The sequence below is a fragment of the Pseudomonas sp. XWY-1 genome (assembly GCF_002953115.1).
In the GTDB taxonomy this organism is placed as follows: Bacteria; Pseudomonadota; Gammaproteobacteria; order Pseudomonadales; family Pseudomonadaceae; genus Aquipseudomonas; species Aquipseudomonas alloputida.
Map to the genome: position 1 here is coordinate 53,837 of NZ_CP026333.1, position 23,353 is coordinate 77,189.

At 58.8% G+C, this 23,353-nt stretch carries 29 protein-coding genes; 26 read left to right on the forward strand and 3 right to left on the reverse strand.

Going from position 1 to position 23,353, the window contains the following annotated elements; all coding sequences use genetic code 11:
- The first annotated feature begins 14 nt into the window (after positions 1–14).
- From PRJ_RS27835 to istB, 26 genes are all read left to right on the forward strand, one after another.
- A complete protein-coding gene (locus tag PRJ_RS27835; protein WP_104962968.1) occupies positions 15–1,886 on the forward strand; it encodes a UvrD-helicase domain-containing protein in 1,872 nt (623 codons plus the stop codon).
- Between the two features lie 33 nt (positions 1,887–1,919).
- Positions 1,920–2,321, forward strand: coding sequence for a hypothetical protein (locus PRJ_RS27840; RefSeq protein ID WP_104962969.1), 402 nt, complete (start codon positions 1,920–1,922; stop codon positions 2,319–2,321).
- Between the two features lie 356 nt (positions 2,322–2,677).
- A complete protein-coding gene (locus tag PRJ_RS27845; protein WP_256597984.1) occupies positions 2,678–3,163 on the forward strand; it encodes a DUF2726 domain-containing protein in 486 nt (161 codons plus the stop codon).
- A gap of 51 nt (positions 3,164–3,214) precedes the next feature.
- Positions 3,215–3,880, forward strand: coding sequence for a hypothetical protein (locus tag PRJ_RS27850; RefSeq protein WP_177429926.1), 666 nt, complete (start codon positions 3,215–3,217; stop codon positions 3,878–3,880).
- A complete protein-coding gene (locus PRJ_RS27855; RefSeq protein ID WP_104962970.1) occupies positions 3,873–4,478 on the forward strand; it encodes a hypothetical protein in 606 nt (201 codons plus the stop codon). Before PRJ_RS27850 ends, PRJ_RS27855 begins: the two co-directional genes overlap by 8 nt.
- Before the next feature lie 379 nt (positions 4,479–4,857).
- Complete coding sequence (locus PRJ_RS27860; RefSeq protein ID WP_104962971.1) at positions 4,858–5,223, forward strand: hypothetical protein; 366 nt, start codon at positions 4,858–4,860, stop codon at positions 5,221–5,223.
- A gap of 366 nt (positions 5,224–5,589) precedes the next feature.
- Positions 5,590–6,483 carry a hypothetical protein gene (locus PRJ_RS27865; RefSeq protein ID WP_177429927.1) on the forward strand — a complete coding sequence of 298 codons (894 nt, stop codon included), beginning with the start codon at positions 5,590–5,592 and terminating at the stop codon, positions 6,481–6,483.
- Between the two features lie 250 nt (positions 6,484–6,733).
- Complete coding sequence (locus PRJ_RS27870; protein ID WP_104962973.1) at positions 6,734–6,952, forward strand: hypothetical protein; 219 nt, start codon at positions 6,734–6,736, stop codon at positions 6,950–6,952.
- A gap of 189 nt (positions 6,953–7,141) precedes the next feature.
- Positions 7,142–7,459 (forward strand): hypothetical protein, encoded by a 318-nt coding sequence (locus PRJ_RS27875; RefSeq protein ID WP_104962974.1) that lies wholly within the window; start codon positions 7,142–7,144, stop codon positions 7,457–7,459.
- Positions 7,460–7,745: 286 nt separating this feature from the next.
- Entirely contained in the window at positions 7,746–9,293 is a 1,548-nt protein-coding gene (locus tag PRJ_RS27880) for a DNA cytosine methyltransferase (RefSeq protein WP_104962975.1), read from the forward strand.
- A 185-nt stretch (positions 9,294–9,478) separates the two neighbouring features.
- Positions 9,479–9,820 (forward strand): hypothetical protein, encoded by a 342-nt coding sequence (locus PRJ_RS27885; RefSeq protein WP_104962976.1) that lies wholly within the window; start codon positions 9,479–9,481, stop codon positions 9,818–9,820.
- Between the two features lie 246 nt (positions 9,821–10,066).
- Positions 10,067–10,408: a hypothetical protein gene (locus PRJ_RS27890; RefSeq protein WP_104963130.1), complete on the forward strand. Its 342-nt coding sequence runs from the start codon at positions 10,067–10,069 to the stop codon at positions 10,406–10,408.
- 10 nt (positions 10,409–10,418) lie between these two features.
- Positions 10,419–10,604 (forward strand): hypothetical protein, encoded by a 186-nt coding sequence (locus PRJ_RS27895; protein WP_104962977.1) that lies wholly within the window; start codon positions 10,419–10,421, stop codon positions 10,602–10,604.
- A gap of 54 nt (positions 10,605–10,658) precedes the next feature.
- A complete protein-coding gene (locus tag PRJ_RS27900; protein WP_104962978.1) occupies positions 10,659–10,898 on the forward strand; it encodes a hypothetical protein in 240 nt (79 codons plus the stop codon).
- A gap of 122 nt (positions 10,899–11,020) precedes the next feature.
- Entirely contained in the window at positions 11,021–11,665 is a 645-nt protein-coding gene (locus PRJ_RS27905; protein ID WP_104962979.1) for a hypothetical protein, read from the forward strand.
- A 197-nt stretch (positions 11,666–11,862) separates the two neighbouring features.
- A complete protein-coding gene (locus tag PRJ_RS27910; protein ID WP_104962980.1) occupies positions 11,863–12,096 on the forward strand; it encodes a hypothetical protein in 234 nt (77 codons plus the stop codon).
- Positions 12,097–12,193: 97 nt separating this feature from the next.
- A complete protein-coding gene (locus PRJ_RS30485; protein WP_256597985.1) occupies positions 12,194–13,030 on the forward strand; it encodes a DapH/DapD/GlmU-related protein in 837 nt (278 codons plus the stop codon).
- A 266-nt stretch (positions 13,031–13,296) separates the two neighbouring features.
- On the forward strand, positions 13,297–13,461 hold the full coding sequence (locus tag PRJ_RS29920; protein ID WP_158682585.1) for a hypothetical protein: 165 nt from the start codon (positions 13,297–13,299) through the stop codon (positions 13,459–13,461).
- Positions 13,462–13,501: 40 nt separating this feature from the next.
- Entirely contained in the window at positions 13,502–14,062 is a 561-nt protein-coding gene (locus tag PRJ_RS30490; protein ID WP_256597986.1) for a hypothetical protein, read from the forward strand.
- 90 nt (positions 14,063–14,152) lie between these two features.
- Positions 14,153–14,305 carry a hypothetical protein gene (locus PRJ_RS29925; RefSeq protein ID WP_158682586.1) on the forward strand — a complete coding sequence of 51 codons (153 nt, stop codon included), beginning with the start codon at positions 14,153–14,155 and terminating at the stop codon, positions 14,303–14,305.
- Between the two features lie 94 nt (positions 14,306–14,399).
- Positions 14,400–15,218, forward strand: a complete 819-nt coding sequence (locus tag PRJ_RS27925) for a hypothetical protein (protein WP_256597987.1) — start codon at positions 14,400–14,402, stop codon at positions 15,216–15,218.
- Between the two features lie 551 nt (positions 15,219–15,769).
- Positions 15,770–16,612 carry a hypothetical protein gene (locus tag PRJ_RS27935; protein ID WP_104962982.1) on the forward strand — a complete coding sequence of 281 codons (843 nt, stop codon included), beginning with the start codon at positions 15,770–15,772 and terminating at the stop codon, positions 16,610–16,612.
- 530 nt (positions 16,613–17,142) lie between these two features.
- The gene (locus PRJ_RS27945) at positions 17,143–17,568 is read left to right on the forward strand and encodes a hypothetical protein (protein ID WP_104962984.1); all 426 of its coding nucleotides are present in this window, start codon (positions 17,143–17,145) and stop codon (positions 17,566–17,568) included.
- Between the two features lie 18 nt (positions 17,569–17,586).
- Positions 17,587–17,838 carry a hypothetical protein gene (locus PRJ_RS29930; RefSeq protein WP_158682587.1) on the forward strand — a complete coding sequence of 84 codons (252 nt, stop codon included), beginning with the start codon at positions 17,587–17,589 and terminating at the stop codon, positions 17,836–17,838.
- 84 nt (positions 17,839–17,922) lie between these two features.
- Positions 17,923–19,422, forward strand: coding sequence for an IS21-like element ISPst3 family transposase (gene istA, locus PRJ_RS27955; RefSeq protein ID WP_104963134.1), 1,500 nt, complete (start codon positions 17,923–17,925; stop codon positions 19,420–19,422).
- Positions 19,415–20,218 (forward strand): IS21-like element ISPst3 family helper ATPase IstB, encoded by an 804-nt coding sequence (gene istB / locus PRJ_RS27960; protein WP_013983152.1) that lies wholly within the window; start codon positions 19,415–19,417, stop codon positions 20,216–20,218. The genes istA and istB overlap by 8 nt, the downstream gene beginning before the upstream one ends.
- Positions 20,219–20,596: 378 nt before the next feature.
- On the opposite strand, the gene PRJ_RS27965 is transcribed toward istB, so the two are convergent.
- The 3 genes from PRJ_RS27965 to PRJ_RS29935 form a co-directional block, all read right to left on the reverse strand.
- Positions 20,597–21,373, reverse strand: a complete 777-nt coding sequence (locus tag PRJ_RS27965; RefSeq protein ID WP_104962986.1) for a hypothetical protein — start codon at positions 21,371–21,373, stop codon at positions 20,597–20,599.
- Positions 21,361–22,374, reverse strand: a complete 1,014-nt coding sequence (locus tag PRJ_RS27970; RefSeq protein ID WP_104962987.1) for a hypothetical protein — start codon at positions 22,372–22,374, stop codon at positions 21,361–21,363. The genes PRJ_RS27965 and PRJ_RS27970 overlap by 13 nt, the downstream gene beginning before the upstream one ends.
- 268 nt (positions 22,375–22,642) lie before the next feature.
- Positions 22,643–23,230: a hypothetical protein gene (locus PRJ_RS29935; protein WP_158682588.1), complete on the reverse strand. Its 588-nt coding sequence runs from the start codon at positions 23,228–23,230 to the stop codon at positions 22,643–22,645.
- Between the last annotated feature and the right edge of the window lie 123 nt (positions 23,231–23,353).

A 23,353-nucleotide genomic window follows, 5' to 3' on the forward strand; every position in this document is an offset into this window, starting at 1 on the left:
CAAGGAGGCCGGCAATGGCCGCGAAAGCTTTCACCCCAAACAAAGACCAGGTTGTTGCCCTGGGCAGTACCGCCAAGCGCTTGCTGATCCGCGCCAAGGCGGGTGCTGGTAAGACCTCGCTGCTCATCGAGCACGCCCTGCGGTTCCCAGCCCTGCGTCTGCTGTATGTGACCTTTGGTAAGGCCAACAAGGAAGATGCAGCTGCTCGCTTCCCTGGCAACGTCACCACCAAGACCAGTCATGGGCTTGCTTGGGAAGTCGGCGCCCAGTTCAAGAAGGTTGGCAAGCAAGATGATCTCCATCCATCCCAGTTGGCCAAGCAGTACGGCATCCCAATGGCGTTCGCTCGCCACCTCTACGTCACCCTGCACAACTACATGGTGTCGGCTGACCAGGAGATCCTGGCAGCGCATGTGCCTGCACAGATCGTTGGCGATGACCGTGAGAAAGCTGCGGCGTGGGCGAAGGTTGTTTGGGAAGACCTGCAGCGCCTGCGCCAATGGTCTCGTGGGTGCGGCGAAAGCCAAGCCGAGCGTGCCGAGTTTCTGGAGACCACCCACCTGCGAATGCCGCATGACGGTTACCTGAAACTGTGGAGCCTGGGTGACCCTGATCTGAGCTACCGCTACGACCAGATTCTTCTGGACGAGTACCAGGACACCAATCCTGTCTTTGCTGCGGTGATCCTGCGCCAGGACTGCCCGCTGCGCTTGGCCGGTGACGACTTCCAGGCAATCTTCGGTTTCCGTGGTGCTTACAACACCTTCGAACCGTCGCAGTTCGACCAGGTCGTTTCGCTGAGCGAGAGCCACCGTTATGGCGCCGGCATCGCCGATCTGGCCACCATGCTCTTGCGTGAGTTCGCCGGCGAGCAGGATCCAGTGCGCAGTTCACGCCATGAGCTGACTACCCGCTTCGCCGTCGACCGCACCAAGCCGTACGCAATCATTGGCCGCACCAATGCGAAGCTGTTCGCTAGTGCTGTCCAGTTGCTGGAAGGCCATCGTCTTCACTTCGTGGGGGGCGTCAACGAGTACCCGTTCGACAAGCTGGTTGAAGTGCACCACCTGCGAGCCAACACGGGGGTCCGTCTGCGCGATCCTTTGCTCAGTGCGTTCCGCTCTCTCCAAGATCTGGAGGCTTATGCCAACGACACCGATGACAAAGAGATCCACGCCCTCATCAGTGTTGCCAAGCAGTACGGCGATCAAATCCCGAGCCTGGTACAGCGGATCAAAGATGCTTGCGTCAGCGATATCGATAACGCGACCGTCATTCTGTGCACTGCCCACCGCTCGAAAGGTTTGGAGTTCCCGCAGGTCGTTCTGCTGAGCGACTTCCTCAACCTGATCACCGATGCCGGCCTGCCGCTGGTGCTGGATACTCCTGAGCTGCGCCAAGAGCTCCACCTGCTGTATGTGGCGCTGACCCGTGCGATGGTATCCATTGAGGTGAATGAGCAGATCCAGGCAGTTTTGCGTTACTGCGAGGCCGCTGGGATGGTGGGTGAAGCGGTACGACCTGATGCCAAGCACACCGAACAAGCGGGGGGGCTGGTGCTGGTTGTGAGCCCTGAACAAGAGGCCGAGGCCTTCTCCGCGATCACCGGCGTGGGGGCGCTTTCCAAAGTGGCTGACCTTGTCGGCGCCGACGCTGCCCTGCTGTTCGAGGGCGATGAAGTTGAGTCGCGCATCGAGCTGGCCATCCTGCGTCATGCGGCACTGACTGCTACGGCGATCGCGGGCGTAGTGGGTGTCTCCGTATCCCAGGCGGCCGATACCGTGGCCTCGATGGTGCGGCAGGGTCGCCTGCATGGTGGCCTGTTCTTCGGTTGCCCAGATATCACCGGGCGCCTGGTCAGTGACCTGCATCTGGAAGTGGCCTGATGCACTACCTACTGATCGGAGCAGGGCGCGAGCATGGCTGACGATTTCATCCGGATTTTCTACCGCCGGCAAGCGGGTGGCGTATCCAAAAAGTCATCCGTCTCCATTGACCCGTTGATGTTCCAGATCTTCGTCAAGATCAAGGGGAGCATCGGTGAGGCCCGGGAGACCTTGAAGGAATGGGCAAAGGCTGCGGATACCGAGCGCACCGACGCGAACTACCGCATGGGGAACTCCCGCATTGTGCAGCAGCGGATGTCCCAGGAAATTCTGGACATGGTCAATGAGGGCATGTCTGCTCGGGCGGTGAAAGAGGCGACAGCCGCGGGCGAGGGGAAAGGCCGGGGTTCTCGACGGGGCAAGCGGGCCGTGGGTGTCGAACCTTCGCATCAACTGCCCGCGGTCACCGGGCATCTCTCGGACGACCACGTCTAGCGACGTTGCTGGCGCTCATGATCGTGCTAGGCGGGGCAGGCTTCGAATGGTTCGTTTGTGTGATTGGTCAAGTCAGCGCGCATGATTGCTGGACGGTGACTTGCTTTGGCTACGGGAGGTTTGGAGAGAGGTGTTGCACGACACGAGCGTGTCGCTAATAGGAGATGAATCACCCTAACGGTTCCACGCCCAACGAGCAATACCCTGGGCAGGTTTGTTGATCGGCGTAGGCGGCGTGCTCCTTCCGAGCTGGAAGCGAAATCACATTTACTTGACCAACATCACAGGCGGGCTACACGCCATTTTTTAACCAGCGTGCGTATTGGTACGCGTAAAGAATCCAAATAGGAGTAAGTATGTCAATTCTCAACGGCATGGACGGAGTGCTTGTTCCCGCCCTGGTGATCTGCGCCTTTGCGTATTTCGCCATTGCGATGCTGAAGCGCCGCAAGGGCTACTCGACCAAGCATTACCAGTGCATCCCCCTGCTCACCGAGCGCGAGCAGGACTTCTTCTGGCGGCTCAAGGAGGCGGTACGCGACGACCTTGTCATCGCGCCCCAGGTGGTCTTCGGCGCCTTCATCAAGGTGAAGGCCACCGCCATGACCGACAAGAACCACGCACGGCATATGGTCGCCCACAACCGCTGCGACTTCCTGCTCTGCGACAAGCAGCTCAAGCCGGTAGCGCTGGTCGAGGTCGACGACTCCACGCACAACAGCGCCAAGGCCAAGGCAAAGGACCGACGTCGTGACGAGCTGATGAAGGCCGTGGGGGTTTCCGTGCACCGGTACCGCGGAATGCCCACGGCCAGAGAGATCCGGAAGGACTTGAAGCTGTAGACCCGAATCCTTCCCCCGATCCCTGATTAACGAAACCAGCAGGTGAGCATCATGAGTGACCACGATTCATCCAATGACTACTTCGATCACACGCCGGGGACGGCCGGCGAGGGGTCTCTGATCTTCGCGAGCGTTTTCTTGGCCGCGGTGGTGGGGTACGTCGTGTTTGCGGCAATCAGCACCGCCGTCCTGAACTTCAAGGCTCCCGTGAGCGCCGAGGACCTGCACCTCGCTTCCTGGTTGGTGGTTCCGCCATCGCTGTCGTTCATCTGCGCATTTTTTTGCTTCATCTGCATCATGGGTGGCGCTCTGCAAGCCTTCAGAGGCAGCGCGTTGGGTCTGATTCTCATCATGTTTGGTGTGCTTGGTATGCCAACTATCTTCCCCAGCGTCTCGTTCCGCAGCGCCGTGCTGGCAAGCGAGGCGAAGGTCGGCTGTTACGACTACACGAGCCTTGCCTGCACCAAGATGCTTGGCCTCCCCAGCAGCGCGACCTCCGATCAGTCGAGCAAAGTCGAACGCAAGACATCGGCGCCGATCGAGGTGATGGCTTTCCTGCGAGCACCTTTCGATGTGTACAAGGCGGACCAGCTCAACGAAATGCTCGATGCCCAGCGCCTGGAGCTGAAAGAAGAGATCCGCAAGGGCTCGCACAGCCAGGAAAGCACCCACCCTACATCCCTAGTTGCTATCCCAGCAGGTGAGCATCATGAGTAACCACGAATCCTCAAGTGAATACGTCGACCCTGTACCAAGGACGGCCGGCAAGGGGCCTCTGATCATCGCAAGCCTGCTCTTGGCCGTGCCGGTGCTGTTCGTCGTGTTTGCCGTGATCAGCGCAGCCGTTCTGAACTTCAAGGCTCCTGTGAGCCCCGAGGACCTGAAACATGCCTCGTGGTTGGTAACTCCCCCAACAATCTCGTTCATTCTGTCCGGTGTCAGCGTCTTCGCGTTCGTCATAGGCGCCTTTCGCGCATTCGTGGGCAGTGCCTTCGGCCTGGTACTGATCATGGCTGGGATTGTGAGTGGTACCACTATCTTCCCGAGCGTCTCTTTCCGTAGCGCTGTTCTGGCAGGTGAGGCGAAGGTGGGCTGCTACGACTACACGAGCAGCGCCTGCACCAAGATGCTGGGCCTTCCCGACGCCGCGACTTCTGAGCAGTCGAGCAAAGTCGAAGGCAAGACATTGGTGGCGATCGAGCTGCTGGCGTTTGCCCGGGCTCCGTTCGATGTGTTCAAAGCGGATCAGCTCAACCAGATGCTTGATGCGCAGCGAACCGAGCTGAAGAAGCAGTTGGACGCGTACGCCGAGTAGTCAGCCAAGGGGGGCCGGAGTTGGCCACCCGATTCAAACCACGGCCTTCACCGAATGAGGGTGGAGCGCTTACAGCACTTTCTGGATGCGCTGAGCACCAGACATGAGGACGAGACATGAAAACTATTGGTGGAATGATTTTGGGGTGGTTTGCCGGGATGCAGACGAGCTCATCTCGGAGATGATCGTCATGATGGCACGAGCGTCTATGTACGTGATCCCTGGTGCCATGGCGGCTCTGTACACAATCCTCGCCTACAACGGCGTACGCGATGAGCACAAGTAAAACGAGCGCACTCTCGCAGGCTGATTCGAATACTGCGGAACACGGCGACGGGTCTCACGCCCCGCGAAAGCACAGAACAAAAGGGAGTAAGTGATGCAAAAACATGAGTTGGACGCAGTGGACGGTGTTGATCGAAGCTCGGTTTATCGGGTCCTGGGCGCAATGTGTTTGGCCGTCGGGTTCTTCTGCATCGGTCCCATGGTGATCGACCACGAGTTTGCGCGTAGTGCTCTCGACATGTCGTCGGGGCGGGCCGCTGTGCTGATGCTTTCGGCGGCCGGTGTCGTTTTCTTCCTGAGGGGAATGGCCGGCTTGGCTGTGCTCCTGCTCGGGTTCTTGGTCGCCGGCGCCGTATGTGAGCAGTACTACGCCCTGGATGCGGCTACGACAATGGGGGCGATCGGCTTTCCTTTCCTCATGGTTGGGATAGGCCTGTTCATCTTCAACCCAGCTCACTGAGCCCCGCACTATCCGCAAGGCCCGCTATCAAGGCGGGCTTTTTCGTTTGTGGGGGCAGCGCTCCCTATCTGGTGGAGCACATCGCTGTCGGAGGTCCAGGGCAGCACGGCTTGGCCGCTCACGAACAGTCGCGACAGCGACTAGACCAACCACACAAACGGACTATTCGGATCTCCGCTGCCAGGGCCTGCGGCCGGCATTAACGGTCCTCCCGTATCGTACGAGCCGCTGCTGGCGCATACCAACATCTGATATCGTATAGGTACGTGTGTAGAATCAAATTTGCCATTATGATGTGGATCAAGGGCGGCCCTCGGTATCCCAGGGCCTCATGTAGCGATCCTCAGCGGATCCAGGGGAGGGTGCATGGCCAAACAAGATGAGATGACGAATCGATCCATCGCGATCCTGATCAATCTGTCTGCGGGCTTGGATGAAGCCGGCATCGAGTGCGGCGATGAGCGCGTACCGCTCACCGCACACCTGCGCCTGGCCGCCGCCGCCGGCGCCGCCTCGTTATCCCAGCGAGCCAAGCGGTCGACGCCGTTCTCGAACCAGACGAATAGTCCGCATGTGAAGTTGGTCAAGACCGCAGCTAACTGGCTTGACCAGTTGAAGGTGGTCAAAGGGTTCCACGGGGACGTCTCGGCGGCCGAGTTTCTCGGTGTCAGCCAGACCCAGTTCTCCCGCTGGCGTACCGGCAAGGACCTCCTGGACAATTACCACGCCTGGCAGATCGCAGCAGCGTTGAATGTGAACCCGATGGTGGTGATCGGCAGCGTTGGTTTCCACCACTCACGCGACACGGATCGCACCAGGTGGTTGGCCATGCTCTCAACGGTCCTTGATTCGGAACTCCCTGCGGTACCTGCGCAGACGCCGGCGGCGCCAGCTCAGGCAGCTGAGCAGGTGCAACAGGCTCAGGCTCCAGCTCCTAGCAGTGCTGGGGGAAACACTGAGTCGACCGCCCAGGGCAGCAAATGGACAGAAGAGGAAGATCAGCGGCTCGTTGCGAGCTACCGTGACGGCTCCGCGATCGACGCCCTGGCCACGGCACATAGGCGCACCCCCAAGGCCATCTTGCTGCGACTCAGCAACACCCACCGCTTGATACCGGCTGAGCAGCTCTCGAGCTTGTGTGAGCTCTACGGCGTGAACCTGAAAAGTCCTGGGAACGGGCGCAAGACCGAACAGAAAAGGGGCTCTCCGCGGCAAAGAAGGGCGAAGGCCAAGGAACATGCCCCTACGGTGTTCCTTTGAGTGATCTGGTGACTGAGATCAGCTGCTGGCGCTAGGAGTACAAATGTACTCCTGTCGTGCAAGTGGCACTTTGGCAGACGGCCTGTTTTGACTCGACCAGATGTGCCACGCGGATCGCCAGCACAACTAACGATGGCACATTTCGAATGTCGCCAGCCCAGTGTTTACAGGCTTGAAATGGCGGTTCCGCAACCAACACTAGCGATGGCACATTTCGGCGCCATCGGGACAACTTCGAACAGAGGTGGCCATGAGCACAACCCAACTTCCAGAAGCACCGCCCCGGCGAACGCTGCTGCAGCGGCTTTTCGGCGCTGGACTGGGGCAGAACCTGATCTCGGTCTGGGTGACCGAGATCGGCAACTACGCCTTTGGCCAGGTGGTAACTGAGACGAAGGTGAAACTCGGTCGGTACACGGTGCTGCAGTGGAAGACATACAGAACGCCTGATCTTGATCGAGAAGAATAGGGGCTAGCGCTACAGCCGGCCTTTGAGCGGCACTGAAGATCCCCTTCCTGTTGGGTGTGCCTTGCTGGTCTGGGCTTCGTTATCGGCGGGTGTTTCCCATATCGAGTTGACCAGTTAACGCGATGGCGATGTCGGCCTCGCACCGATTCAATCCTGCCACTGGCAGAAGTCAGCCAACGGAGATCATGGATGCGCACAGCCAACGAAGAGGCTTCACCCAAACTGATGGCCAGGTCGATCGAGCTGATCACCGACCGAGACGAGAAGTTCTCTGCAGTCGTTACTAGCATGGGCAGCTACGGCAACAAGTCCTTCCAGGAGGCCTTCAAAGCAAAGTACCCCGAGGACTGGGCGACGATCGAACGAAGCTACTCGTTGCCCGGGCTCCACTACGGCGAGGAAGGACGGTTTGTCGATGGGGAATGGACCTTGATTTCGATCGAGCCGTCTTCGTTTGCACTGCTGGACGCGCAGTACTGCGACTACCTGCGGAACCCGCCCTTTTAGCGATCGATTGGCACGCACCGCACTCTAGCCTGGCGCTGCCCTGCCCCATGAACGCAATACCCACTCCGGCCATGCTTGGCCGGAGTTTTTTTGGCCCTTCTGAAGGTAGACGGCGGCGATCGTAGCTGTCGCCCCTGGGTCAAAAATTAAATTGTCGTATAGTTTAACAATTGTTGATAAAGGTTGTCCTATAGTTTAATTTCTGTGTCCGGTAAGTAAGCACACCAGATGAGCTCTCCAACCAATCCACCTGGCGGGCACCAGACAACTTTTCTAGGACGGCTGCATGCTGATTAAAAAAATCCTCACTCACTTCCACTTCTGCTGCGGCTTGGGCGGTGGTGCCAAAGGCTTCAACGAGGCGAAGCCCATCGTCGGCAACATGCAGGCTGAATGGGAGTGTCTGGGCGGCGTCGACGTTGATCCGGCCGGCCTTGCCGACTTCAAGCGTTTGACCGGTGTGGAGGGCACGCAGTTGGATCTCTTCACCCGCGAGCAGTACATCAGGTTCCACGGCAAGGAACCGCCAGCCGGATGGAGGGAAGCAACCACAGAAGACATCCGCCGTGCAGCACAGAACCGCCGGCCCGATACCGTCTTCATCAGCTCCCCGTGCAAGGGCGCCAGCGGACTGCTGTCGGAGAAGATGAGTGCCACCCCCAAGTACCAAGCCTTGAACGAGCTCACCCTGCGTTGCATCTGGCTGATGGCGGAGACCTGGCGCGACGACCCTGTGCCGATGCTGGTATTCGAGAACGTCCCGCGCCTGGCCAACCGCGGCCGGCACTTGCTGGACCAGATCGGCGCCCTGCTAAGCCACTATGGGTACGCAGTCGCCGAAACCACCCATGACTGTGGGGTGATCGGCGGCTTGGCTCAAAGCCGTAAGCGATTCCTGTTGGTGGCTCGCCATGTCGAGAAGGTCCCGCCGTTCCTGTACGAGCCTGAGAAGAAGAGCCTGCGCTCTGTAGGCGAAATCCTCAGCCGCATGCCTCTTGCCGGCGACATCGAGCGAGCCGGACCAATGCACCGAGTGCCAGCTCTGCAATGGAAAACCTGGGTCCGCCTGGCTTTGGTCGAGGCGGGGAAAGACTGGCGCAGTCTCAACAACCTGGCGATCCAAGATGGGTATCTGCGTGACTTGGTCATCGTCCCTGGATATCGAGCTGGATACATGGGGGTGCATGGCTGGAACGAAAGTATGGGCACGGTGGCTGGACGATCGAACCCAACGAACGGGGCGTTCTCGGTGGCTGACCCGCGTGCCAGGGCCGGCGCCTTGCAGTATCAGCAGTACGGTGTTCGCCGGTGGCAAGACACCAGCGGCGCCATCATTGGCGTCAAGAGCCCAGGGCAAGGCACGTTCAGTGTCGCTGATCCCCGAGCGGCCAAGATGCGCACAAATGGCAAACCCTACCTGCCTGGCGGGCACTACGGCGTGGTGCCGTTGCAGGGCGCCGCGGGCGGTCAGTATGACGACGGCCGGTGGGACATTGCCGACACCCAGCTCCCAGGCGCTGATGAGAAGCTCACCTGCATCATCGAGTCGCTCGACGGGACCTGGCACCGGCCCTTCACAACCTTAGAGCTGGCGGCGATCCAGAGCCTTGTTGAACCAGAGGAGCAGCTGGAATTGGACGGCTTGAGCGATCAGGCCTGGCGCGAACGAATCGGTAACGCAGTTCCACCGAAGGCAGCGAAAGCCATCGGTCATGTGATGGGCACTACGTTGCTGCTGGCCGCTCAAGGGGAGACTTTCATGCTGAGCAGCATGCCCATCTGGGTGCGGCCAGTCGCGGTTGGCCTGAGCGTATCTCAGCTGGCGGCACAATGATCATGATCGGCCCACGGCTCCGGGGTGACCGCGGCTTAGGCGCCAGCTCCGCTGGCGCATACCGGCTGAAGACCCTTTACAGACAGCCGATACAGTGCTGCCACTGATCGGCAAAACCGATGCCGGGTGCGCCTGGCATCATCACCACGACGTGAAGATCACGTCATCACGATGAGATGTAGAAAATGGATGACAGAAACAACGGCCTTCTGATCGAAGGCTTGGTGCAAGGCTCCTATGACCGCATGTTCGGTGCCGGTAAGGTGGAGGCTCGCCACCACCCGCTCACCAGCTGGTCTCAGGCAACCATCTCCGGGAGTCAAAGCAACTTCCAGGACACGCACCGCGATGTGAAGCGTACCGTCGAAGCATTGCAGAACACGCTTTACAAGGAAGGCGGCAACGATGAGCTGCTGACCGAGCTGTCTGCAGTCGAGGACCGTCTGACCAGCGCTACGACCGTCGATGAGCTGGGCACCGCGATCATCGAGTCGCGGCCAGTGCTTGACCAGGTGTTTGGCCGGTAAGGCCGGCGCTTGAAGCCCTGGACAGCGTTCAGGGCTTCTCACTGATCGGCGCACGCATCAGTCACCTCACATGATGGACCGACGTCTTCCCCTGGTGCTGTCCTTGCTAGCTGAACGCTCGATACTCCAAGGCAGCTTCATGCGAAACCTCCTAAAATAGTTGTCGTATAGTTCAATTTTTATTGATTAAGATTGTCCTATAGTTTAATGTTGTGGCTCAGTCATTCATCGGACCCGCTGCCCGCCATGAGCCGCTTCAAATTCCTCGGAATCAACGACGACAAATCTCACTGTGAATGCTGCGGCAAGCAGGGCCTCAAGCGCGTGGTCTGGATTGAGGACTGCGAGACCAACGAGATTCGCCACTTCGGCACAACCTGCGCCATAGCGCCGGCGAAGGGGTTCACGCTCGATCTTGAGATCAAGGCGGAGATGCGCCGGCTGGATGAGGTGCAAAAGTCTCGGTTTGCCCGGGCGTACCAAGCTTACCGGCAAAAGGGCGGGCGTTGCGTGGTCAACCCGGACAAGCCCGGTTACTTCATTCACGCAGATCCAGATCTATGGAAGGACTGCCTGGCGGCGGCGTAGGGGAGAGATCATGACCAACACTGAACGCTTGATTGAAGGGTACAAGCAGTGCAAGGCCCAAGGGACCACTATGCGCTTCGCAACTGGCCGCTACACCGGCAATGGCACTTCTGTTGTCGAGGCGCTGCGCCGTCGCGGCTATACCGTGAACCGGCTGCGCAGCTCGTACTACGAAGTAGCAAACGGCCCAGCCTGATCACACCGGCCCAGCTCGCTGGTCAGCTACTAACGATTGCCCTAGAGGGCCACCATGATCGAAACCGTCACTGTCGCCGCCGATTGGTCGGTTCAGGGTATGGGCGCCAGCTACAAGGGCACTCACACCTTCGGCTTGAACGTTGAGCGAGACGAGTCAACCGAGGACATCGAGATCCGCGCACGAGCTCGTGCCCGGCACCAGGTTGCTGATGGCGACTGCTGGCCAGTCCGGGCTGTTCAGATAAGCAGTCTGCTGGTTACCCGCGATCAAGCTCCCCTCCCGGCCGATTAGACCGCCGACGTCCGCACCACTGTGCCCAGTCTCTGAGCTGGGTCGCGCCGATAGAAAGACAATCATCAATGACCTGCTGGCGCAGTTGCCGCCAGAGGTCGCACGCCTGCAGGAGGCAAAGCATGACCATCACAAAGATCACCGAATGCCCGGAGTGCGGTAGCAAGTCGCTGAGTTGGCAGACGCACAACAAGAACATCAGCGATGCTCAGCACGGGCGACTGCGCGCCGGCGACATTCGCTGCGAGCTGGTTCTGGGCTGTGATGCATGCTCGGAAACCCTGGCCATCATGAGCGCCGACCAGGTAGCGGCATGGCTCACAGAACAAGGACAGGAACAGGTTATTCAGCACCAGGGCAGCGATGCCATCCCAACGCCCGCCAGTGCTGGCGAGGTTGAAGAGTCGCTGCTGTGGCTTGACGACTTTGTTGCGCGCTGCAATGGAGATGACCGCGGCTCCTGCGCCGCTGTCGAGACTCTGCGCGTTGCCCTTTCCGCCAAGGTGCAGGCCAAGAAGGTCAGCGCCGTTGCCTTGCGTGAGGCGATGGAGAACCTCGCGATCAGCGCTTCTGTGGCCGACCACCCACCCGTATTCCTGCCAGCGTCCGTGCGCCAGCATCCGCTTGTGATGCTGGGCGGTGTGTGCGTGCGGGTTACATACTCCGGACTGAAGTGGTACCACGAGCAGCTGGTCAATGACCGCTGGGAGGCGCTGGCCGTGGATGAGTTCGAGGCGCTGCTGGTCGAAGCGCTGGCCAAGGCATGAGCATGCCCGCTGATCACTGATCTCTCGCGGTGCCGAATGCCCAATGTAGCCACTGGCCGCCGGTGATGGTCTCCGGACCGAACTGGGGTCAGGTGGGCATGCAAAAATAGGCACATGTGCCTACTCCTACTCTAGGCACATGTGCCTATTGGCGGATTTCTGATCACAGGCCACTCATTAAGATGGAGAGCCTCTAAATGGCTGCCACCCCGCGCAAACCTCGCAACAAACCGACTCAGCTGCAGACCGGCATTCTCCTCGCGGCTGCGGATCTCTCTCGCTACATCTACGACAGGGCCGATGCCGCAGCGCTGCTGAAGCGGCAGGGGCTAGCCGATGCAAACTGCTCGGCCCTAGACGAAATGGACAAAGAGCAGCTGCGGATCCTACGCGATGATTATGGGCTCGCCAGTCTGCGCGGTTTGGATTGAGGACCGCCTCGTTCTGTCGTAGGTACGATGATCTAAGCCGCAGGACCTCACCCGGCTATCGAGCGGCACTGAGGCGATAGAAGAGGCTCGAAAGTCAATGGATGACCAGGACAACAGTCCACCAGAGTGGGCTGATCGTCAACATGCGACCGCTGATGGTGGCGTGGCGATCACCGCAACCAGCGGGAGGCGGCACTACCAAGTAGATTGGGCTGCAGTAGGGCGTGCGCGATGGTACGACTGCAAGCTTGGAAAAATGCCTGATGCGAAGCTGGCGCGACTGATCGGCATACACCTCGATCGAATTCGTCAACAGCACGTGACCATGGCCGAGGAATCGGCCGGCTTCAGCCAGGCCGTCTACTGCCGATATCCACTTCTCCAACAGATAATTTCAAAACCGGACCTTCGCGTGCTGCTACTCATCGCCAAACTCAAACGCTCCCTGACCCCGCGCCAGTACATCCGCCTGCTCGACACTCACGATCTGGGCAAGAAGGTATCCAACCGCCTCATGGCTAAAGTGGGCATCCGCACCGAAGGCAAGGTCGTCATTCGGCCGCCGTTCTATTTCGAGCGGGGGAACCTGGAGCTGGGTGAGGGCGCCTTCATCAACAGCGGCTGCGTGTTCCTGGACCAGGCGCCCATTCGCATTGGTCGATTCGCCATGCTCGGCCCGCAGGTGCGGCTTTGCACCACCAGCCACGACGTTCATCCAGAGCGGCGCAAGAGCAACGACTTCACAGCACCGATCACGGTAAGCGACAACGCCTGGATTGGCGCCGGGTGTGTGGTGCTGCCTGGTGTCAGCATTGGGCACAACAGTGTGGTTGCCGCTAACAGTGTGGTCACCGAGGATGTTCTGCCGAATGCGCTATATGCGGGTTCGCCGGCACGCTTCAAGAAGTGGCTCGTTGTTCCAGAAGAAGCTTGAGAGGAGAGGGTTTCCCATGCTGGGCAAGCCTTCCTTTGGGCGCCCTATCGCGTCCTGATGGCTGAGCCAGGTAGTCGTCCCCCATACCCTTTACTCCCTTGCCCCTCGATCGCCCAGCTTTAAGTCCATGCCGGGCGCTATCCGCCGCCGCCGCCGTGGTTCCGCTGATTCAGCATAAAAGTTAGCGTATAGGACAACTTATGGTTGCCATAGGTTGTCCTATGGTTTAATCTTTTTCTCTGTAGTTATCTACCAGGACAAATCGAATGCGTACCTTCAAAGGGTCCATCAAGACTGACGTTCAGGGCTCCGATGTGGAGTTCGAGTTTGAGGTCGAGGACAACGCCACCCAGGCTGAAATCGAATCCGAAGCCAAGCAGGCTGCCTTCGAGCACGTGGATTGGATTTACGAGGAAGTGAAGGGCGAATAAGCCGCTTCAGGCCCACACCCAAATAGGACACGTGATAGTGATGGAACAGGTTTATCCGCGGGAGACGCTTGAGCACAAGCGTGCAGGTTTTGAGCAGGGTATCAAGAAGATCGCCGTCGAGCGCTTTGGCCACTCGGTCAATGACAACACCTTCTACATGCTGATCGAGCGCAACCGTAATGGCCGCTACGCCGTTGAGTGGGTGCGTGGGGCGTGGGAAGGCCTGCAGCTGGCTGAACAACTTCAGGCCAGCGCGCTGGAGGTCGGTATGGGCCCGAAGGCGCTGCAGATCAATTTCCCAGCGGCCGAACGTGCGAGCGTCAGCGATTCCAAGCTCTACAGTCATGCCGAAGTGCCGAGCATGGACCTGGCCGACGAGGACTACATTCTGCACCTCACCGTGCGGGCTGCCGACCCAGACCAAGAGCGTCTCCTTGCCGATACCTGTACTCGTGCCGTGACATCAGCTCCCAAAGCGCTGGCTGCCATGCAGCAGGCCTATGCCAAGCTGGACAGCATTGCCTTCGTGTCGGAGGAGGGTGACACCAACGAGGTTAAAAGCGCCTTGCTCGATGCCATGGCCGCTCTCTCTGTTCAGTGAGTCTCCTCTCTGCGCCCGGCGAGAAGCATGACCAAGGCGTGTCTTGGGTCGAGGTCTGAAATCAGCGCCAGCATACTCACAGGATCCAACATGGACCAGCAGCCGAATTGGCGAGTTACCTACCATGACAATCAGGGTAAGACCATCACCGTCGAGGTGATCGCATCCACCTACAACGACGCCATCAGCAAGGCGTCCGCCAACCTCCTCAACGTGTACTTCCAGTCTGCGGTACAGATCTAGGTCAGCTCCTAAAGCACGCATCCCCAGCCATCGAGCTGGGTCGATGCCGTGGAAGCGGCGCGGATTTCGCGTGCGCAGAAGGGGTAGGAAGATCATGCCGTTGACCTGGAACGTTGCTTATTATTCGGGGATGTCCAGCACTCAGGACCTGAGGGCTGCCGTTGATGAAGGCGTCCCAGTAGGTGTTGTTGCCACACTGCTGGACACCCTGAAACTCCTTCGGACGCTTCCACGTCATTTGGATGCAGGTGGCGCCGTGTTCATTGACTCGGGGGCCTTTTCTGCATTCCAGAAGGGCGAGCTCGTGAGCTGGGAGAAAGTGTTTTTCGCCTACGAATGCGTGCTGGAACGGACGGACTACCCCGGAGCGCTGAGCATCGTGGCACCGGATGTCATCGGTGACCAGTCGGCAACACTCGACTTGTGGGCTGTGCACGCAGAGCGAGTTCGCACATGGATCACGGCCGGCGCTCGTGTGATCATTCCGCTGCAGTGTGGGGAGCTGTCTGCCGGTGAAATGCTGGCGAATGCAAAGCGGATATTTCAGACCGACCAGTTCTGCGCGGGCATCCCATCCAACCTGGCGGCAATGAGTGCTGAGGATTGTGCAACCCTGCACCATCACGACTTTCACCTGCTGGGGCGTGTGGTGATCAACGAAGAGCTGGGCGATAAACTGCGTGCCATGCTTGCCAACAATCCCGATGCCATCTACACGGCAGATGCGAACTGGCTGCGGTCCCGCATCAAGGAAATCAGCCTCGCGGCTAAGGAAATGCGGCAAGCGCCGGCGGACAATCCGTTTGAGACGTCGCGCACTCGTGCCGTACGAGCGATTCTGCGCCAGGATCCGTATCACCAGCAACCCGGCCCCTCGGGCGCCCGCCAATCGGAGCTGACTTATGGCACATAACACTGGCACTGCTCAGTGCTCGCACTGTGGGGCTGAGTATCGACTGGTCACAGAACACAATCGCGATATGCAGCGGCTCTGCAAGGCTTGGCTCAGCCGCCACGAGCGTTCTTGTGCGACAAGAACGCCGGAGCAGCGCCGGTCTTGGGCGCAGAAGTACGTGGGGAAGGACTCCACGTAGAGCAGCCTCACTGTGGACCTGGGGCATCCAGGATTCAACGATATCCAGCACGGATTGACTCCTTGACCGCGCAGGCCCCAGCTCAATCCCTCTGTTGACAATGGCTAGCTTATGGCACATATGTCGGCTTCCGAGGTAAGGCTATCTTGGCGCCGGCGCCGCCTTAGCTAGTATTGCGAAATCCTCCCCCACCCGGTCATGCGGTCGCGTCAGCGATCCCACTCGCATTGGTAGGGCTTCGATGCCGTATCACGTGCGAACACTCAGCCGCTCTGGCACAGTGCATTCCCAATTTTTTGCGTTTAAGCATCTGGGCATCCCAGTCAATGTTCCGGTGAAAGCACCGGTCAGGTCCCAAAGGAGCTGTGCAGTGGATACATTCTTCGCGGGGAACAAGAGCAAGACGGACTCATATGATGATGTTGCCTTGAAGGCGCAGCGGGTCCGGGAGGGCCTGGAGCAGCGAAACATCAAATTGCGAGATGGCAGCGCGTTGTGGCAGCTGCTGCGTCAGGCGGACATCCTGAGCCAGGCGTGGGCTGAGGGCGTAAAGCCTGAGAATAAAGTGGTGTGGGAGACGCTGCACGTGAACCGTCTCGCGAATGCGGTCATCAACCTGCTAGATGAGCCTGGGATTCAAGAGGCTCTAACTCGAATGGCTCGCAATCCCATGCAACCTGATGATCGCAGTGTTTCCCAGGGCAAGGATGCGTTGTGGGAGCTGGATCTGATGTCTCAGTTGAAGGACAGAGGGCTACCCGTCAGGGCTGAAGAGCCTGATATTTTGGTCGACATCGGTTTTGGGGACTATCCGATAGCATGCAAAAAGAGCTGGTCAAAATGCGGGTTGGAGAAGCAGATTAGCAAGGCTGCCAAGCAGCTTGCACCTTTCAATAATGGCGGCCTCATCGCTATCAATTTGGATGATTTAGTCGTCTCTGGGGGGGGAGTGGTAGTCCCCACTAAAGAACACGCGATGGTGGGGCTCTCTCGGGCGCAGGCAGCCTTGATAGGAGGTGTGGAGTACCTTCTAGAGAAGGCGGTAATCGAGGGTAAGTGCGATGGCTTCATCATCTCGACGACCGTCTACGCCAAACTGACCGAAGAAAAGATACAACCGTATCTTGCCTCCCTGCTCTCGTTTTGGTCCAAAAAGGCACCACCGGCAGCCTGCGAGCGCTTTCTCGCGTTCTTTCACTCCGTAGCCAACTGACCGGACAATCGACGTTGTAGGGAGGCGACTGCTTCTGCGCTGCAGCGCCCCGGAAAGAAATTGTGATAAGATTTTCGTATGCGTACGCGTTATGAATTCTATTTGCGTTAGGCGGGGCCGGGAATGCCAAGTGATGTAGCTCTGAGATGTGATTACCAAGGCCGGCATTTCGGTGCGCCCTATCCCGATGCACAGTGCATCGACGGGTTTCTATGGGATGAGGACAGCTGCGACGAGCCAGGAGGTGCCCTGCGTAATGGAGGCCACATTTCCTGGCCTAAATGCAATTCAGCGGCGCATGCTACGTATCACGGTACAGAGGACGGCTCAGCCCCGGCCCAGACGGCCTGCAACGAGCCTGGCCAGATGCTCCGCAGTCACATGCGCACCTGGCGGAAGTTCAACACCCGGGTCTGTGACACCACGATGCTACCGATTAACCACGCGGATTGCCCGGGCAGAGCATCTGATCTGCCGATAGCTTGATCAGTCACGCTGGTTTGAACGTTCAAACACTCACTGGAAAAAGCATGTCACCACTTCGAAAGATCGCTGTACTTGGTTGTGTCGCTCTGTCGTTGGCAGGGTGCAATGAGAAAAAGCTCAACGTCACCATTCCAGCGGGGTCGACCCTCTACGCCAAGATGTACCACCTCGGTGATCCTGCGCTCGGCTCGGTTCTGCCGACCGAGTACCGGGCAGGAGGGTTTGGCAAGGTTGAGTATGAGATGTCTCAGGTCCTGGCCGGAAATGACTGCGCCCTGGGTATTCCCCTGGAATGGAACAACCGTCAGCTCCGGCATGTGACTACTACCGCCACACTGACCTGCGATGGAGCTGATCAGCGAGAGCTGAAAGGCTACGTGATCGGCGAAGACGGTAAACAAGGCCTGGCCGGAGTTCAGTTGGGAGGTGTGGTCCCGTTCGTGGTCACCGAGACAGCGACGGTCAAATAGGCCTGGGGGGAGAGCGTCATGCAGTTATCGAAACTGCGGCCACGGCTGTATCCAAATGGTCGGCTAGCCCTGGAGCTGCTCTACGAGGATGGTGAGCACTGGGGCGTCCTAACAACCAATCTCGTTGAGGCCGAGTTGGCCGTCGATGAGGTGTGTATCCATGCCTGGCAACTGCCCGATCAAGTAATGGATCTGCACCTGGCATCCGGGAAGTTTGAAGACACCGGCAGGTTCGAACCTGTTGCCGCTGACCGAAAACTGACCCAGTAGAGGCTGTTCTGCCGACTGAAAACTGACCCAGGTGTTCAACTGCTTCTGCTCAATTTTTGAGCAGGAGAACACAGGGTGATCAGTATGGAAATGATGGGCAAAATCCGCCGGATGTATTTCCGCGACAAGCTGTCGCTGCATGAGATAGCCAAGCGCACCGGGTTGGCGCGCAACACGATTCGCAAGTGGGTCAGAGCACCTGAGGCCAAGCCGCCGGTCTACCAACGCCGCGCGATCTTCAACAAACTCAGCCCTTTTCACACCACGCTGGAGCAGGCGCTAAAGGCCGATTCGCTGCGGCCCAAGCAACAGCGGCGCAGTGCCAAGGCGCTGTTGGCGCAAATCAAAGCCGAAGGTTATGACGGTGGCTACAGCCAGCTCACCGCGTTTATCCGTGCCTGGCGAGGGGGACAGGGCAAGGCGTCGCAGGCCTTTGTGCCGCTGACCTTTGCTCTTGGCGAGGCGTTTCAGTTTGACTGGAGCGAGGAAGGCTTGCTGGTCGGCGGCATTTACCGGCGTATGCAGGTGGCACATCTGAAGCTGTGTGCCAGCCGTGCGTTCTGGCTTGTGGCGTATCCGAGCCAGGGCCATGAGATGTTATTTGACGCCCATACACGCTCGTTCGGCGCCTTGGGCGGCGTGCCGCGCCGGGGCATCTACGACAACATGAAGACCGCCGTCGACAAGGTCAATAAGGGCAAAGGCCGGGCGGTGAATGCACGCTTTGCGGTGATGTGCGCGCATTACCTGTTCGATCCGGACTTCTGCAACGTCGCCGCTGGTTGGGAAAAGGGCATCGTTGAAAAGAACGTGCAAGACAGCCGCAGGCGTATCTGGCTAGACGCCCAGGACTGCCAGTTTCACTCCTTCGAGGAACTCAATGCCTGGCTGGGCCAGCGCTGCCGCGCGCTTTGGAACGAGCTGATGCACCCTCAATACAGCGGGCTGAGTGTAGCCGAAGTGCTGGAGTTGGAGCGCGCTGAACTGATGCCTGTGCCAGCGCCATTCGACGGTTACGTCGAGCGGCCTGCGCGGGTCTCCAGCACCTGCCTGGTCAGCGTCGGGCGCAACCGCTACTCGGTGCCATGTGAGTACGCGGGTAAGTGGGTCAGCAGCCGTTTGTATCCGACGCGAATCGAGGTGGTGGCCGATGATGCGCTGATTGCCAGCCATGTCCGCTTGCTGGATCGCGACCAGGTCAGCTATGACTGGCAGCACTACCTCCCGCTGATCGAACGCAAGCCCGGTGCCCTGCGCAACGGCGCGCCCTTTGCTGATCTGCCGGCGCCGCTGCGTCAGCTTAAGCACGGTCTGGGGCGTCATGCCGGCGGTGACCGGATCATGGCGCAAGTCCTGGCTGCCGTACCGGTCGCCGGACTCGATGCCGTGCTGGTAGCCGTTGAGCTGGTACTGGAGAGCGGCAGCCTGAGCGCCGAACACATCCTCAATGTCGTGGCACGGCTGACAGCATCCGAACCACCACCCAGCGTCGAAACCCACTTGTCGCTCAAGGAAGCCCCGGTCGCTAACACGGCGCGCTACGACCGCCTGCGTGGCCAGGCCGAGGGGGTCGGTCATGCGTGATTTGATGGCGGAACTCAAGGAGCTGCGCCTGCACGGCATGGCCACGGCCTGGGCGGAGTTAACTGCACAGGGTGAGTCGAACACAGCCTCGTCCAAGTGGCTGCTCGAACACCTGCTGGAACAAGAGCACACAGATCGCGCCATGCGCTCGGTGAGCCACCAGATGAACATGGCCAAGCTGCCGATGCACCGCGATCTGGCCGGCTTCGACTTCAGCGCCTCCAGCGCCGACGCTCGCTTGATCAGCGAGCTGGCCAACCTGAGCTTTACCGACACCGCGCAGAACGTGGTGCTGATCGGTGGCCCAGGCACCGGCAAAACCCACCTAGCCACCGCGCTGGCCGTGTCCGGCATCACCCGGCACGGTAAGCGCGTGCGCTTCTACTCCACGGTCGATCTGGTCAATCTGCTGGAGCGCGAAAAACACGACGGCAAAGCCGGGCGGATCGCCCAGGCACTGCTGCGCATGGATCTGGTCATCCTCGACGAACTGGGTTATCTGCCGTTCAGCCAGGCTGGCGGTGCGTTGCTGTTTCACCTGCTGTCCAAGCTGTACGAACACACCAGCGTGGTGATCACCACCAACCTGAGCTTCGCCGAATGGTCGAGCGTGTTCGGCGACGCCAAGATGACCACCGCCCTGCTGGATCGGCTGACCCACCACTGCCACATCGTCGAAACCGGTAACGAGTCCTATCGCCTGCAACACAGTAGCTTGGCGGCCCAGGCCAAGATCAAATCACGGGAGCGAAAGCGTAAGGGCGGCCAGGAACCGGAGGACGATGAGTCGTTCTGATTTCATGGTGACGACGGCCTGCTGCATGGCTGCATGTGGCAGGTCTTCAACAGCTGAACTGGGACAGCGAGGGAGTGGGTTCAAAAGCAGCTGCGCTGGTAGACTTATCCACAGTTGCTGGTAACAAAATCAGCAATCCGCCCTGGGTCAAATTTCAATCGGCAGGGTGGGTCAATTTTCCATCAGCGCCAACATCGAACCTGCAGTTTTGAAGACGCGCCTGTGTGGCGGGTCATCTGTCCAGAGCTGCTGGCGCATGCCCAGCGAATGCGCGCCCATTTGAGCTAAGCGAGAGGACATTATGCATCAACGCAGTCGTCGCTTTCGCAGCGCCCGAGTTGGGGCGGGGCGCTGAGAAAGTCTTCGCAAATGGCGGGGTTAAGAGGTCGCCTGAAGGCCGAAGGATTCGGCAATGCGGGCGATGATGGTCTTGAGGTCACCCCGAATCTTGAGCGCTCTGAAGTCGACCTCCTCGGCTGCCAAGCGCTCAAGGAATAGCGTCATGTCCGCGGTAATGCTTTCGGGCAACTCGATCACCTCACCTGTCAGTAGGCCGGTCAGGTTTAGGACATCGTTTCGATGTTTTTTAATGTCCCTGCTGTCAGCCCCACCCTCTCCTTTTGCTTTGCGCTGAGACAAATCAAGCCAAGCTTTGGCTTTGAAGGGGATAAGGCGATCAGCGCTGATGTAGGTCAGCTCTTCGCTTTGCTGGCGGCCGGATAGGAGAAAATTGTAGTAGTCCGGGTCCAACAATATGGCGCTCAGGCTTGAGACTGCTTCGTCAGTGGGAATGGGAGTCAGTGTCGCGTTTTCCTCGTGCTCCAGACCTTCAGGCGTACGAGAAAACAGCTCGATCATGGCCGGGTAAGCCTCATCTGCAGGATTTTGAAATCGGTAGAAGTTGGGGGCAGGACTCTCACCGCCTTTCTGCTTGATCTGATACCCGCCGGCTTTGATGAAGTCCCAGAAATGAGATACGAATGATCCGTCCAGGGCTTCGATAACCAGGACAATGTCCAGGTCCTTTGTGGCCCTGAAGCCTTCACCAGCATCTTCCATCGCTAGGGCGGAGGCAACGCCACCGATCAAGACGTAGCGATCGCGGAAATCGCGGAAGTGCTTTCCGAAGACATCTAACCCTTTTACGCTAACCAATTGACCTGCTCCTTGAGTTCATCGAGCGCAATTTGAATGCGTTCGTCGGGGTTGTCTTCCAAGCTCAGAAACAGCGACGCTGCGTCTGCTATGTAATTTTTGAGCGACGGATACCCCCAAATCTCCACCCACTCCTCGATCGTGTCCACCGACTCGACTACCTCGAATGCATTAAGCGCCAGCATGTCATTGAACACTTTCTTGCTCATCCCCCAGACGGCCTGCTTAGGCTCCGCCAGCATCGTGTACTTGGCTAGAGCAGTTTCTCCAGCGATGAAAACTTCAGGAGCCATGGGGATAGCATTTCGGGTTATACCAATTCTCTTTTTGACGGGAGATCGGAGGTGTTTCTTGGCCTTCTGGAACACCTCTGCAGGCGACCCGCTGAAGGCGTAGGTTTTCCAAGGGAGTTCGCTCTTCGCTGGAGTGATCACCCCCAGCGATAGGAGCTGATCAACTGCCTTCGAGAGGGTCACGCGACTGTAGCCCAGGTCCCCCAGCAAAGCGTTCGTGGTGAAGTAGGTTTCGTCGGGTATCCCGGCATAGAGGCACGAGAGAAGCATGGCCTGAGCCGCGGGGAGGAGGGCGGCGACCTCGCTTTGCTCTCGCCGCTGACGGAAGCTTTCACGCAGGTCCAGCGCCATCTCAGGTATGAACATCTGGAAGCTGGGCTGGATGAAATTGACCTGGTGCATGATCAGGCTGCGGCGGTCTTGAGTCGACAAGGACCAGCAGACGTACACCACTACCTGGTTGGTGACGTTGCGCACCATCTCGATGTGCTTCTGCAGCTTCACGATGCCTGGGTACTCAATATCATCACGGGAGACCAGCAGCATCATGTTGAACGCCGAACTGTTCCCCATAGATACGCTCAACTCGTAGGTCTTGTAGCTGTCCCGGATGGTATAGGGGACCCGGAGTTGCACCGGAGTCATCTGCGCTGCCACACCTAAAACGGACTCAATGTAGGCCTTAGCTTCGTCTTGTAAATTCGGCATGAACCGGCCTCGTGTTAACTACTTTTTTTCACTGTAAACTACAGTGGTTTACAAGTCAAAAATGTGGTTTACAAGACAGTGTTTACGGGGGTTAAACGGAAATGTGCCATTTTTAGTGGGTTACCAAAAGTCCCAGCCGCAGTATGCGCTGTGTACTGCACAGTGTGAAGTGCATACAAGCAGTTCAGCGCCGTTAGGTGGTCTGCTGACTTTTCCTACAGCCATAACGGAACCGTCAGATCGACGCCATTGGATCAGAGGGGGGAGGTCAGGTTTCACCGAGAAAATGGAGCAAAGAAATGGCTAGGTCAAACACCAGCGAACTGAAGCTACCTCTCAGCTTGCACTGGATCAGAGCACCCTGGACGCGATCATCCGCGTCAGGGCCGCACGTGCAGCACATTTGAAGTACGCGCACGACGATACAGCTGCCAGCGCAGAACTGTTTCTGGCGCTCCAGCAAGCTGAGGCCGACCTGGCCAGGGCGGTTGACGAGCTGGCCGGCAAAATCAGGGCACCTCAGATGATGGCGCCCACACGCGTTCTCTGGGCTATCGAGGTTAGGATTCGCCACACCCCGCTGGCGCTGGTTCGCCACTTGGCCGCCATTGCAGGATCGGTGGCGGTGGGTTTCTGAGGAACCATCGAAAAAAGCGCTGGAGCAGATGTGGGTGTAGCGATCGCCGCGGCCCTGGTGATGTTGTCTTTCGGCTGCAGCCTGAGCCATCTGCGAGACCCAGCACATAGTGCCGAAAGGGCTTTTGGCGTTCCTAGGCGTTGGAGCGCTTGCGCTCGTTACGAAGGGCGTGCTGTTCACATCCTTGGTTTTTGCAGTCATCTCGGCAGGCTTCTTCATCCGAGGCATCGCGCTGTGGTGCCGCCGTCCGAGGCCAGGCACTGCAGCTTCGCTCAACCGTGACGATGATGTGCTGTTTGGCGATGACAGCAACATTTACTCAGTTGAGTAGCTGTACGACCT

Excerpts from the sequence above, each read along its gene's own strand:
- PRJ_RS27925 (WP_256597987.1), top strand. The coding sequence starts at position 14,400 with ATGCCGTTGACCTGGAACGTTGCTTATTATTCGGGGATGTCCAGCACT.
- PRJ_RS27870 (WP_104962973.1), top strand. The coding sequence starts at position 6,734 with ATGAGCACAACCCAACTTCCAGAAGCACCGCCCCGGCGAACGCTGCTG.
- PRJ_RS27865 (WP_177429927.1), top strand. The coding sequence starts at position 5,590 with ATGGCCAAACAAGATGAGATGACGAATCGATCCATCGCGATCCTGATC.
- PRJ_RS27850 (WP_177429926.1), top strand. The coding sequence starts at position 3,215 with ATGAGTGACCACGATTCATCCAATGACTACTTCGATCACACGCCGGGG.
- PRJ_RS30485 (WP_256597985.1), top strand. The coding sequence starts at position 12,194 with ATGGATGACCAGGACAACAGTCCACCAGAGTGGGCTGATCGTCAACAT.
- PRJ_RS27905 (WP_104962979.1), top strand. The coding sequence starts at position 11,021 with ATGACCATCACAAAGATCACCGAATGCCCGGAGTGCGGTAGCAAGTCG.
- PRJ_RS27895 (WP_104962977.1), top strand. The coding sequence starts at position 10,419 with ATGACCAACACTGAACGCTTGATTGAAGGGTACAAGCAGTGCAAGGCC.
- PRJ_RS27900 (WP_104962978.1), top strand. The coding sequence starts at position 10,659 with ATGATCGAAACCGTCACTGTCGCCGCCGATTGGTCGGTTCAGGGTATG.
- PRJ_RS27890 (WP_104963130.1), top strand. The coding sequence starts at position 10,067 with ATGAGCCGCTTCAAATTCCTCGGAATCAACGACGACAAATCTCACTGT.
- istA (WP_104963134.1), top strand. The coding sequence starts at position 17,923 with ATGGAAATGATGGGCAAAATCCGCCGGATGTATTTCCGCGACAAGCTG.
- istB (WP_013983152.1), top strand. The coding sequence starts at position 19,415 with ATGCGTGATTTGATGGCGGAACTCAAGGAGCTGCGCCTGCACGGCATG.
- PRJ_RS27860 (WP_104962971.1), top strand. The coding sequence starts at position 4,858 with ATGCAAAAACATGAGTTGGACGCAGTGGACGGTGTTGATCGAAGCTCG.
- PRJ_RS30490 (WP_256597986.1), top strand. The coding sequence starts at position 13,502 with ATGGAACAGGTTTATCCGCGGGAGACGCTTGAGCACAAGCGTGCAGGT.
- PRJ_RS27840 (WP_104962969.1), top strand. The coding sequence starts at position 1,920 with ATGGCTGACGATTTCATCCGGATTTTCTACCGCCGGCAAGCGGGTGGC.
- PRJ_RS29925 (WP_158682586.1), top strand. The coding sequence starts at position 14,153 with ATGGACCAGCAGCCGAATTGGCGAGTTACCTACCATGACAATCAGGGT.
- PRJ_RS27945 (WP_104962984.1), top strand. The coding sequence starts at position 17,143 with ATGTCACCACTTCGAAAGATCGCTGTACTTGGTTGTGTCGCTCTGTCG.
- PRJ_RS27970 (WP_104962987.1), bottom strand. The coding sequence starts at position 22,374 with ATGCCGAATTTACAAGACGAAGCTAAGGCCTACATTGAGTCCGTTTTA.
- PRJ_RS27855 (WP_104962970.1), top strand. The coding sequence starts at position 3,873 with ATGAGTAACCACGAATCCTCAAGTGAATACGTCGACCCTGTACCAAGG.
- PRJ_RS29920 (WP_158682585.1), top strand. The coding sequence starts at position 13,297 with ATGCGTACCTTCAAAGGGTCCATCAAGACTGACGTTCAGGGCTCCGAT.
- PRJ_RS29935 (WP_158682588.1), bottom strand. The coding sequence starts at position 23,230 with ATGAAGAAGCCTGCCGAGATGACTGCAAAAACCAAGGATGTGAACAGC.
- PRJ_RS27875 (WP_104962974.1), top strand. The coding sequence starts at position 7,142 with ATGCGCACAGCCAACGAAGAGGCTTCACCCAAACTGATGGCCAGGTCG.
- PRJ_RS27910 (WP_104962980.1), top strand. The coding sequence starts at position 11,863 with ATGGCTGCCACCCCGCGCAAACCTCGCAACAAACCGACTCAGCTGCAG.
- PRJ_RS27880 (WP_104962975.1), top strand. The coding sequence starts at position 7,746 with ATGCTGATTAAAAAAATCCTCACTCACTTCCACTTCTGCTGCGGCTTG.
- PRJ_RS27845 (WP_256597984.1), top strand. The coding sequence starts at position 2,678 with ATGTCAATTCTCAACGGCATGGACGGAGTGCTTGTTCCCGCCCTGGTG.
- PRJ_RS27835 (WP_104962968.1), top strand. The coding sequence starts at position 15 with ATGGCCGCGAAAGCTTTCACCCCAAACAAAGACCAGGTTGTTGCCCTG.
- PRJ_RS27885 (WP_104962976.1), top strand. The coding sequence starts at position 9,479 with ATGGATGACAGAAACAACGGCCTTCTGATCGAAGGCTTGGTGCAAGGC.
- PRJ_RS29930 (WP_158682587.1), top strand. The coding sequence starts at position 17,587 with ATGCAGTTATCGAAACTGCGGCCACGGCTGTATCCAAATGGTCGGCTA.